Genomic DNA, 11,756 nt, shown 5'->3' on the forward strand with positions numbered 1-11,756 from the left:
CTCTCGAACAATTAAAATTCGAAGAGCAATGGACTTAAAAAAGCGTAAGGCTGGCCTTACCTTTCTAAGACCAGAAGCTCTCCACCAAGTATGTTGGTGACAGTCGTTGGGATTCAGCCCAAGCGCCCGAAAAAGCCACAAAGCAAATGCGGATTTTTCTCGGCGTTAATTCCCCTCACTCAGTGTCTACGGAGTTTGCTCTCCTCAACTTAGCTACCTGAATAACGCACCTCTTCCAGCCCTCAAAACAGCACAATGTGCTATTTTGCGATAATAGGGTCAGGAGGATTGAAACATTTTGGCCATCTAGGTGTCAAGCTTCAAAAGGTAAAAGATTAAATATAAGCTAGACTAAAATGATTGATAAAAGTTGAGACTGGCGGTGCATGTGGAGTGTAGGGAGATTAACGGTTGTTGAAAATCTTGAAAAACTTTAGGCTACGTTATGTGTTGGCCATTTCTATTATGGCGATTTTGATTACAACGACCATGGTTACTATGCAGGTTTTATTATCCCAGCAAGCAATTAGTGCGAATGTAATCAACACCGCGGGTATGCAAAGGATGCTGTCTCAAAAGGCGGCTTTGTTGCTTGGGAATGAATTTATTCGTGAGCAAACAGGGCAGCTATCACGCGAGCAGGCGTTTTTAGAAACACTCGAGCACATGCGCGCAAACCATGCGTTTTTAGTCGCAAAAAAAACAGATGGATACGCCCACCTGTCACCAGCCTTGGTGGCATTTTACTTTCATGAGCCTGTTAACTTAGAGGCCCAAGTAAACAACTATCTTACGATGTTGCAAGCAGCGCACAATCAAGTATTGGCCAATCAATTGAATATTGAAACACTTGAGGAAGTCAATGCCCAGTCGCAACTACTTTTACAGGTTTTGGACCAAGCTGTCTCATTACATGAAGCGTTTGCCACCGATAAAGTGAACACTTTACAAAATGTCGAACTGCTTATCTGGATACTTGGATTGTTAATCTTAGCCATTGAAGTGCGTTGGATTTTTTATCCAATGGAAATCAGTATTAAAAACAAAATCAGCCACCTTCAACGTATGCGTCAAGAGTCTAATCGTTTAAAACATAGCAAAGGTGAGTTTCTTGCCCGCGCAAGTCATGAAATGCGCACACCATTACAAGCTATTCTAGGGTATTTGCATTTATATCGTGAGACTAAACACCAGTCGCACTTAGATATTGTTAGCCAAAGTGCACAACAACTCCATATTTTGCTGTCATCTATTGATGATTATAATGCGTTATCCGAGCAGAAAAATATTAAGCTTGAAAATAAAGTAGCGCGACTGCTGGATACTTTGACTTTGCCGATTTCAACTTACGAGGGCGCGGCGAAAAATAAACATTTAGACTTTCGGCGTGAACTCGGTAGTGAGTTGGAACAAGTGGTTGAGTGCGATCATAACCGTATAGCGTGGCTGGTAGAGGAGTTATTGAATAATGCGGTTAAATTTACCGAACATGGTTCAGTGAACGTCGTTGCCCACGGTGTGTTTGGGGTCAATGAACGGGCCAGCTTTGTGTGTGAAATATCCGATACCGGCCCTGGTATTGCGAGTATTCAAGCGTATGAAAAAGAAAACAAAAACTATCAAGGTATGCAGTTGGGTTTGGCTCGTGCGCGATTATTGGTGAGTATGATGGGCGGACAGTTGATGTTTAGCGACTGTGAACCCCGCGGAACAAAGGTCAGGTTGGAGTTGCCGGTTAACCTGATATTGCAAAAAAGGGCCTCTTTTTACCAACAGGATGCGACACAAAAAGTGCTGCTTGTTGAAGACAACCTACTGAATGCTCGGATAGTCATCTCGATGCTTGAAAAGCTGAAACTCAGTGTGGTGCACACAATAAATGGCCAAGAAGCGATCAGTGCATTACAAAATGAAGAGTTTTCTTTGGTGATTATGGACTTGAATATGCCAATTATGGACGGCTTTTTAGCGATTAAATTAATCCGGCAATCGTTGGGGTTAGAGTTACCAATATTAGTATTGACGGCTAATACATCCGAGCAATCCATTGCCAGGGTTTACGAGTTAGGGGCAAATACACATTTATTCAAACCTGTTGATTTTGCAGCACTTCAGGAAAAAGTCGAAGTGCTGCTAATACCAACGGCACTCAGTGAGTAACTTTAATGTTGCCAACACCAACATCGATCTCCAATGCGTACTGGCCTGCGCCTTTGTATTTTGTCTTTGAACCAACCATGGATTGTTCATACGTTGATTTACCAGCAAAGTGCGTGAGTTTAGTTTTACCAACACCAGACTCTAAATCGATGCTTTGATAGTCACTCAGTGCACTTTGGATTTTGACATTGCCGACACCCACTTCTATTTCAGCGTGATTACGTAGTGTGTCAATATTGATATTACCAACACCGAGCTCCGCTTCTAAAGCCAGTGAGCTGGGCAGTTTTATATGCCAAACTTGGTCAACATCCTTCTCATCGATGGTGAGATAAAGCGCCTTGCTATGCTGTTTTTGCTCGAGTTGAATGGCGCTGAGTTCCGTATTGCCAAACCAGCTCTGATCATTTTCACGCAATTCGATCTCAACGTGAATATACTCGCCTTCATAGGTTTCGACAGTGAGTTTGCCTACTGGAAATGAAATCTCCAAAGTTTGATGGGGTGTAGCAGAAAACTGCTCTTTAATGGTGTGAGCTTGCTCGGCTTGGGCTTGCCAAGCGAGGCTCAAAGATAAGGGCAACCACAGTAATTTACGCATAAAAACGTCCTTTCATATTGCATGGATATACTAATTGGTCGCACACAATGTGCAAAAGGTTTAAAAATAAAACTGACGTGAATAGTCAGGTGCTAAGCGCACCTGAAAAAACGCGTTTATGGAGGAGGTTATTGCCTTTTTACGGTAAACCCTTGCGCTTGTAAGCCTGCTATGATGCCGTGTTCTAAGGGTAAATGGAGTGCACCAACAGCAATGAAATGCGATTCTTCAGCCATTGCTGGCGCGAGTGTTTTAATCCAGGCATGGTTGCGCTCTACAAGTAATATTTGCTCTGCAAGACGCGCATATTGGGTATCATCAAAACTCAACTTGTAGTACTTTTTCAAACGGGCGTCATCTCCGGTTTTCCAAGCGCCGATCATGTCATTGATAAAGCTTTTGGCATCCGCCATTTGCGCTAAAGTTTGGCCCATCATTTCATCGCTCATTGTCGAAACTTTACTGAACATTGAGAGCTGTTGTTCAAATGTTTCGAGTGCTTTGATTGGCTTGTTGAGCTGCTTGGCGTAGGCAATCACTTGTTTATCAATACCAAACTCATCACTGTAACCTGCTTTTTGGTATTCAAGTTGGATCATTGTGAGCATCACCATCCAAACCGGTTGACCACGAAACAAGTCAATGTTGATCCCGCGTTTGGTAAAGTAAGCTTGAAGCTGCTTGTACACAGAAGGAGAGAGTGCTTCTTGCAGTGGTATGTTTTGGGAGCTTGCAATAAAGTGGGCAACTTTACGCTGCATATCGAGGGGAGATAGAGCATTTATATCTAACTCTACCACAGTGTATTTTGACTGGTGAATGGCATTTTTAATGAATTTAGGAAGGCCTTCCATACTTTTATCACCCACATGGACAGTGCCGAATATATACGATGTCACGCCATTTTTCTCTACGCTCCAAAGTGCGGGCGCGGCTTGACTGAATGCGCTTAGGCACAGCGCGATAAGTATGAATAGGCTTTGAAACGTGGCTAATTTTAGTTTCACAATGGGTTCCTTATTGAGGTTTGAATAAACATCATAATCAAATCAGGATGTAAATCACAAAAATTTAATAATCAAAAATGTCATGCATAAAGTTGTTTTTTATTCAGGCATGAATTGACTCTAGATGGTAGTTTTTTTAAAAGTTTGGAATATATTTTCTTATTTTGATTATTTTTGGGTTTTATATTTCTTTGTTTTAGGTTTTTGCTTTTAATAAAGCATAGATTTTATGGTTGACTTGGTGGCATGCGCGGGTTACTAATAGAATAAGAACGGGCACACAGACTTTAGGCCCAATATTGTTTAGCAGTACAGACTAAGAAATTAGGTTAAGAATTTATGTTACATACAGCAACTCTACTAGTCGTGATTATCAACGTGGTGATTATTATTACCGCGGGGGCTGGTTAGTGCTGTAAGAAAATAACAGCTAAGAGCCCCCCGCACTGAAAAGTTCGGGGGGCTCTTTCGTTTTAGGGCTAAAAAACAGAGCAAAGGGCAATGAGCAAAACAATGACAGGCGCACAAATGGTAATAGACATCCTTGTAAAGCAGGGTGTTACAGACGTATTTGGTTATCCCGGTGGTGCGATTATGCCGATTTACGATGCATTGTATGGTGCGCCGCTCAAGCATTATCTGACTCGACATGAACAGGGAGCGGGGTTTGCTGCCGTGGGGTATGCACGCAGTACAGGTAAACTTGGGGTATGTTTTGCGACGTCAGGACCTGGGGCGACTAACCTCGTGACCTCATTGGCCGATGCGATGATGGATTCAGTTCCCTTGCTGGCAATCACAGGGCAGGTACCGACTGCGGCAATAGGCTCAGACGCATTTCAGGAGGTGGACGTACTCGGGATGTCACTGTCTTGTACCAAGCATAGCTTTATGGTTGAGCGAGCAGAAGATTTGGCTGAAGTGTTACAGCAAGCAATGCACCTAGCGACATCGGGCAGACCAGGACCTGTTTTGGTTGATATCCCGAAAGATATCCAACAGGGCCAAGTTCCTTTCATGCCATGGCTGGCGGATTCACAGACGAGTGAACACACCTCTATGGATGAATTAGAGGTGGCAAATAGACTTTTAAAAGCTGCACAAAGGCCGATTGCATATGTGGGAGGTGGTGTACAAAGTGCGGATGCACAAGACGAGTTGATGGCATTTTTGGCACGTACGCAAATGCCCGCGGTATCTACCTTGAAAGCGTTAGGTAGCGTGTTACCCGAATATGAATATGAGTTAGGCATGTTGGGCATGCATGGCACAAAAGCAGCCAATTTAGCTGTACAAGAATGTGATCTACTCGTCTGTATCGGGGCGAGGTTTGATGATCGTGTGACCGGAAACCTAGCAAAATTTGCGGCGAAAGCGAAAGTGATTCATTTGGATATCGATGCAGCTGAAGTTGGTAAGAGAAAGCCTGCTGCGGCATCACTGATAGCAGATTTAAAAATCTCGTTGCCCCAACTTGATGGGTGCACAACAGCACTGCCTTGGCGGGAACATGTAAGCCAAATGAAACGCGACTATGCGTGGCGATATGACTACCCCGGTGAAAAGGTTTTTGCGCCTTATTTATTAAACAAGTTAAGCCGTGACATGCCCAAGCAAACGGTTGTGTGCTGTGATGTGGGCCAGCATCAGATGTGGGTTGCGCAGCATATGAAGTTCAGCCACCCAAGCAATCATTTAAGTAGTGGGGGCGCTGGCACGATGGGGTTTGGCCTACCGGCAGCAATTGGCGCTCAGATAGCACGCCCACACGATACGGTTATTACTGTATCTGGTGATGGTTCAATCATGATGAACATCCAAGAGCTGGCGACGATCCGCAGAAACAACTTACCAGTCAAAATTGTTATTTTAGATAATCAAAGGTTAGGCATGGTAAGGCAGTGGCAGGAGCTCTTTTTTGCGGGACGTTATAGCGAAACAAACTTATCTGATAACCCAGATTTTGTGCAACTTGCTGCTGTGTTTGGGATCCCAGGTCAGACCATAACACATGCCTCAGAAGTGGATGAGGCAATCAATAAATTAGTATCCAGTGAAGGACCTTACATTTTACATGCCTGTATTGATGATAAAGAAAATGTTTGGCCTCTTGTTCCGCCGGGTGCGGCAAACGATGAAATGATAACGGAGAACACTCAATGAAACATCAATTAACTGTGGCTGTAAAAAATCAAAGCGTCGCTGTCGAGCGTTTTCTGCGTGTGGCACGCCACAGAGGATTTCGTCTAATGCAATTGCAGCTAGAAGGTCAAGATGAACTGTTTCACGTCAAAATGACCGTGGATAGTGACAAGCCGATCTATCTATTAACATCACAATTAAATAAGCTAGTAGATGTGCAATCAGTTGATTTGCACACATTACAGCAGCAGGCAATATAACAATATTAAGGTTTTAAAATAATGACACAAACTTCAGAATTTATTTGGCACAACGGTGAAATGATCCCTTACCAACAAGCAACGACACATGTATTGAGCCATGCGTTGCACTATGGTAGCTCGGTCTTTGAAGGGATCCGTGCCTATGACACGCCGAATGGACCGGCTATTTTTAGGTTAGATGATCACATTCAACGATTATTTGATTCAGCAAAAATCTACCGTATGGAAATTCCTTACAGCAAAGCAGAGATCATGGCGGCATGTAAGCAAGCGGTAAAAGAAAACGGTTTCACGAATGCATACCTTCGTCCGTTTGCATTTTTAGGTCACGTAGGGCTCGGCCTCAATCCGAAATCTCACCTTGCAGATGTCACCGTGGCAGCCATGGAATGGGGTGCGTATTTAGGCGATGAAAGCCTCGCTGAGGGTGTAGATGTATGTGTGTCTTCTTGGAGTCGTTTAGCGCCGAATACGATGCCAACTGCAGCGAAAGCGGGAGGAAATTATCTATCTTCGCAACTTATCTCCGGAGAAGCAAAGCGCAATGGTTATGTTGAAGGTATTGCACTGGATGTCAATGGGTACCTCAGTGAGGGCGCTGGTGAAAACCTCTTTGTGGTAAGAAAAGGGGTGCTTTATACCCCACCTACAACAGCGTGTATTTTACCTGGTTTAACACGCGATACGATTATTCATTTAGCCCAAGCGCGTGGTTATGAAGTACGTGAAGAGCCTATCGCAAGAGAAGCGTTATACCTTGCGGATGAATTTTTCATGGTTGGAACTGCCGCGGAAGTTGTACCCGTACGAAGCGTTGACCAGATCCAAGTCGGAGAAGGCAAACGTGGGCCAATTACGGCGGAGCTTCAGCAAGCTTACTTTGATTTAGTGAAAGGTCAGGCTGACGATCCGAATGGTTGGCTAGATTTCGTAAATAACTAAACCATACGCACAGTATCGATATTTTTGGGAATGAGGAAAAGCCGTTTAACGGCTAATAAAATAGGTTAAGGGGTCAACATGGCTAAGTTACGCAGTAAAACTACAACAGAAGGTCGTCAACGTGCTGGAGCGCGTGCGTTATGGCGTGCAACAGGAATGACAGATGAAGATTTTCATAAGCCGATCATTGCGGTAGTAAATTCATACACACAGTTTGTGCCTGGCCATGTTCACCTTAACCAACTGAGCGAGCTGATGGCTGAAGCTATCAGTGAGGCAGGTGGCGTTCCAAGAGAGTTCAACACCATCGCCATCGACGATGGTATAGCGATGGGGCATGGCGGTATGTTGTACTCATTGCCTTCACGTGACCTGATCGCAGATTCTGTGGAGTATATGGTTAATGCACACTGTGCGGATGCCATGGTATGTATATCAAACTGTGACAAGATAACCCCTGGTATGTTGCTGGCGGCGCTTCGTCTCAATATTCCCGTGATTTTTGTTTCGGGTGGTCCGATGGAAGCAGGCAAGACACGTCTTGCTGATATCGAACTGAAACTCGATTTGGTTGACGCCATGGTTAAAGGGGCGGACCCCTCTGTGAGCGATGAGGACTCAGATCAAGTTGAGCGTTCAGCCTGTCCAACATGTGGCTCGTGCTCGGGTATGTTTACAGCAAATTCAATGAACTGTTTGCTGGAGTCTCTTGGCTTAGCGCTGCCTGGCAATGGAACGACCTTGGCAACACACAAAGATCGTCGTCAATTATATGATGGCGCTGCGAAACGCATCATGGCGTTATGCGATGAATATTATCGTCAAGATAATGAGGCGGTACTACCACGTAACATCGCGAATAAGGCCGCATTTACCAATGCGATGACATTAGACATCGCGATGGGGGGGTCATCCAATACAGTGCTCCACATACTGGCGGCAGCGCAAGAAGCCGGTGTCGACTTTGATATGGATGACATCGACCAACTATCACGCCAAACGCCGTTTCTCTGTAAAGTGGCACCCGCTACACAACAATATCATATTGAAGATGTACACCGAGCTGGTGGCATCATGGCGATTCTCAATGAACTGGCAAAAGCAGGTAAACTGGACTTGAACGTTGGTCATGTTGCAGGGGGCACGCTGGGGGAAGTGATCCGTCGTTGGGATGCTACCGATGCGAGTAATCAACGCGCACAGACTTTTTATCGTGCTGGCCCAGCAGGCATTCGCACCACGCAAGCGATGAGTCAAGAATGCCGTTGGGATGAGCTAGACTTGGACCGTGAAGGCGGCTGTATTCGCAGCGTTGAGCATGCCTTTCGTCAAGATGGCGGACTTGCGGTACTCACGGGCAACCTAGCACCAGATGGCTGTATTGTAAAAAGCGCGGGGGTGGTTGATGAGATGCTGCAATTTACAGGACCTGCTGTGGTGTATGAATCACAAGATGATGCGGTTGAAGGGATTTTAGGGGGCGAAGTTAAAAAGGGTGATGTGGTTATCATTCGTTACGAAGGGCCTAAAGGTGGGCCGGGGATGCAAGAGATGCTTTATCCGACCAGTTATCTCAAATCGATGGGTTTAGATAAAGATTGTGCACTGCTCACCGATGGACGTTTTTCTGGTGGTACCTCTGGTTTATCTATTGGGCATGCTTCTCCGGAAGCGGCAAGTGGTGGCACTTTGGCGCTCATTGAAAATGGGGACCTAGTTGCAATAGACATTCATGCTCGCTCTATTGATGTGTTACTTGATGACACTGAACTGACACTGCGTAAAGAAAAACAATTGGCACGTGGCAAAGCGGCATTCAAACCACGTAATCGTGAGCGGGTTGTCTCTTATGCACTGAAAGCGTATGCATTGCTTGCGACCAGTGCGGATAAAGGGGCTGTACGCGATCTGGCAAAATTAGAGGAGCTCGGTTAGCGATGGTGGCACAGGAGCTAGACTATTTCAGAGCCATCATTCAAGCAAATATGGCGCCTTTGGTGAGACATACGGAAGTAAGTAGTTTAACTGGACTGTCAAAAAAATTAGCGAATCAAGTCTGGCTGAAACGTGAAGATCAGCAGCCAGTATACTCGTTTAAGTTGCGTGGTGCTTTTAACAAATTGCGCAAGCTACCTGAGCATGCTCACGTGTTTACTGCATCAGCTGGAAATCATGCTCAAGGTGTGGCGCTAAGTGCGGCCCATCTCGGACACAAAGCAACCATTGTTATGCCGGTGACCACACCCGAAATCAAGGTCAATGCGGTCCGAAACTTAGGCGGGCATGTGGTATTGCATGGTCATCATTTTGATGCAGCGAACAGCTATGCCCAAGCATTATGCGAGCGCGAGTCAGGGGTATTTGTGCCCCCGTTTGATGACAAAGATGTCATTGTCGGACAGGGCACCGTGGCGCGTGAAATGATGCAACAGCTGGATAAGTTAGATGCGGTATTTATTCCAGTTGGTGGGGGAGGTTTGTTGGCTGGGATGGCGGTATACATCAAGTCTTTGCGCCCTGATATTCGCATCGTAGGAGTGGAGGCGGTAGAAAGTGCTTGCCTACATGCGGCGATGCAAGCAGGGCAACCTGTTGAGCTAGCGCAAGTGGGCAGTTTCGCAGATGGCATAGCCGTGAAAAAAATAGGCGAAGAAACTTTCCGTTTAGCACAAACATACTGTGATGAGGTTGTGGTGGTCTCTACGGATGAAATTTGTGCTGCGGTGCAAGATATTTTTGTAGAAACCCGCGCAATTGCTGAGCCGTCTGGTGCGGTCGCATTGGCTGGTTTAAAAAAGTGGTGCGAGCACAATAAAGCACAAGGACTGTCATTGGCTGCTGTGCTATCTGGTGCGAATTTGAACTTTGATAGGCTACGCTATATTGCTGAAAGGACAGCACTAGGTGCGAAAAGTGAGGCGTTATTTGGTGTAACCATTGATGAACAAAAGGGCAGTTTCAAGCAATTTTGCCAAATGCTTGGTGGCAGGTCTATCACAGAATTTAACTACCGTTATGCTGGTGGGAGTGAAGCGCAAATATTTGTCGGCGTTGGACTGCGAGGTGGAGAAGAGGAACAATATGAGCTGCAAGCCGATTTGGCAGACAATGGCTACACGTTTACAGATCTCTCCGACAATGAACTTGCCAAGCTCCATATCCGGTATATGGTTGGCGGCAAGCCGCCAGTCGCACTGGAAGAACGTTTGTTACGTTTTGAGTTTCCAGAGTACCCTGGGGCACTGCTTCGCTTCCTAGAAACATTGGGGAGCGAGTGGAATATTACCTTGTTTCATTACCGAAATCATGGCGCTGCGAAAGGCCAAGTACTGGCTGGATTTCAAATGGGCGCGAAGGAGTGTCCTAAGTTTGAAGAGCACTTAGCACGACTTGGATATAGCTATCAGGATGAGACAAATAACCCGTGTTTTGCTCAGTATTTGCAATCTAGTGAGGAATATACTCGTAAAGTAGGGTAAGGCGCTTTTCAATCGGTGTTTCGGCTTCTATAGTGTGGGTATGTATTCAAAGGACTGCCTATGAAACACCGCCTGCTTTCGTTTGTTTTTATTGCTTTGCTGAATTCAAACGCGTTTGCGCTTGAGCCGGTTACTTTGCAGTTAAAGTGGGTGCATCAGTTTCAATTCGCAGGGTATTATCTTGCAAAGCATAAAGGGTTTTACCGAGAGGCTGGGTTAGATGTCAATATCGTGCCTGCACAAAAGCATAATCCTGATGAGCAATTTAAGGTTCTTTCTGGTCAAGCGCAGTTTGGTATAACCCATTCAGGCATTCTCGAGCAACGTTTACTTGGTAAGCCGTTGGTAGCGTTGGCTGCGATATTTCAATCTTCTCCCTATTGTTGGATGGTTCGTGCTGACAGTGACATTTACCTCCCTAAAGATTTTCAAAACAAAAAAATTAGCCACTTAGGGCGCAGTGAAGGCGCTGAACTGGTTTTAATGTTAGAGCGTGCTGGTATAGATGTAACAAAGCTGCCTATTTACTCGGGACTAGCACCATTGACAGATTTCAAAGCTGGAAAATTTGATGCCCTGCAAGTATATGTTTCAAATGAGCCATATAAAATGTTCCAACAGGGTGTTACCACTCGTCAGATCTGCCCAAAGCACTATGGTATTAATGTGTATGCGGATATCTTATTTACATCTGAAGATGTGTATAAGTATCGCCCTGACATGGTCGCAAAATTTCGCAGTGCCAGTTTACGGGGTTGGCGTTATGCATTGGCGAACCTAGACGAAGCCTTGCAGGTCACCAAATATTATGCGGCCGATAAAAGTTTTGAAGAGTTAGCCAATGAAGCGGACAAATTGTTGCCTTTTATTAAAGCGCCAGGGATCCCATTGGGCAATATGTCAGCAGCACGCTGGCAATGGATTGCACAGCTTTACCACCTAGATATAACGGGGTTTCATGACCATAAAAGTACCTTCCTTTATTCGAATGATAGCGAGGTAGAAGTGAATTGGTCATGGATGCTATTTTTGGCAATCGTACTCAGTTTGCTTTGTATACCCATGTATGTGCATCTCGTATTATTCAAGAAAAAACGTTTTATGATCAACTAGGTGAGTTTTAACAGCATGGTAATCTATTGGGGTGTTTTCCAAGGTTGCT

At 45.1% G+C, this 11,756-nt stretch carries 9 protein-coding genes and 1 riboswitch; of the genes, 7 read left to right on the forward strand and 2 right to left on the reverse strand.

The features are described from left to right. Window positions 1–66 precede the first annotated feature (66 nt). A riboswitch (Lysine riboswitch) is annotated at window positions 67–243 on the reverse strand. Between the two features lie 168 nt (window positions 244–411). After that, window positions 412–2,160: a response regulator gene (locus tag L1286_RS15495; RefSeq protein WP_235407959.1), complete on the forward strand. Its 1,749-nt coding sequence runs from the start codon at window positions 412–414 to the stop codon at window positions 2,158–2,160. Here the strand turns inward: L1286_RS15495 and L1286_RS15500 are convergent. After that, on the reverse strand, window positions 2,150–2,761 hold the full coding sequence (locus tag L1286_RS15500; protein WP_235407960.1) for a hypothetical protein: 612 nt from the start codon (window positions 2,759–2,761) through the stop codon (window positions 2,150–2,152). The genes L1286_RS15495 and L1286_RS15500 overlap by 11 nt on opposite strands. A 128-nt stretch (window positions 2,762–2,889) precedes the next feature. After that, complete coding sequence (locus tag L1286_RS15505; protein WP_235407961.1) at window positions 2,890–3,768, reverse strand: TraB/GumN family protein; 879 nt, start codon at window positions 3,766–3,768, stop codon at window positions 2,890–2,892. Window positions 3,769–4,281: 513 nt separating this feature from the next. On the opposite strand from L1286_RS15505, the gene ilvG reads away from it, so the two are divergent. The 6 genes from ilvG (at window position 4,282) to L1286_RS15535 (ending at window position 11,707) form a co-directional block, all read left to right on the forward strand. Next, window positions 4,282–5,931 (forward strand): acetolactate synthase 2 catalytic subunit, encoded by a 1,650-nt coding sequence (gene ilvG, locus L1286_RS15510; protein WP_235408013.1) that lies wholly within the window; start codon window positions 4,282–4,284, stop codon window positions 5,929–5,931. Beyond that, window positions 5,928–6,170, forward strand: a complete 243-nt coding sequence (ilvM, locus tag L1286_RS15515) for an acetolactate synthase 2 small subunit (RefSeq protein WP_063356859.1) — start codon at window positions 5,928–5,930, stop codon at window positions 6,168–6,170. The genes ilvG and ilvM overlap by 4 nt, the downstream gene beginning before the upstream one ends. A gap of 21 nt (window positions 6,171–6,191) precedes the next feature. Continuing rightward, window positions 6,192–7,115: a branched-chain amino acid transaminase gene (locus L1286_RS15520; RefSeq protein ID WP_235407962.1), complete on the forward strand. Its 924-nt coding sequence runs from the start codon at window positions 6,192–6,194 to the stop codon at window positions 7,113–7,115. 78 nt (window positions 7,116–7,193) lie between these two features. Further along, window positions 7,194–9,050 (forward strand): dihydroxy-acid dehydratase, encoded by a 1,857-nt coding sequence (gene ilvD / locus L1286_RS15525; RefSeq protein WP_235407963.1) that lies wholly within the window; start codon window positions 7,194–7,196, stop codon window positions 9,048–9,050. A 2-nt stretch (window positions 9,051–9,052) separates the two neighbouring features. After that, window positions 9,053–10,594 carry a threonine ammonia-lyase, biosynthetic gene (ilvA, locus tag L1286_RS15530; protein ID WP_235407964.1) on the forward strand — a complete coding sequence of 514 codons (1,542 nt, stop codon included), beginning with the start codon at window positions 9,053–9,055 and terminating at the stop codon, window positions 10,592–10,594. A gap of 60 nt (window positions 10,595–10,654) precedes the next feature. Next, window positions 10,655–11,707, forward strand: coding sequence for an ABC transporter substrate-binding protein (locus tag L1286_RS15535; protein WP_235407965.1), 1,053 nt, complete (start codon window positions 10,655–10,657; stop codon window positions 11,705–11,707). Window positions 11,708–11,756: the final 49 nt, after the last annotated feature.

It is taken from the genome of Pseudoalteromonas sp. SMS1, from assembly GCF_021530565.1.
GTDB lineage: Bacteria > Pseudomonadota > Gammaproteobacteria > Enterobacterales > Alteromonadaceae > Pseudoalteromonas.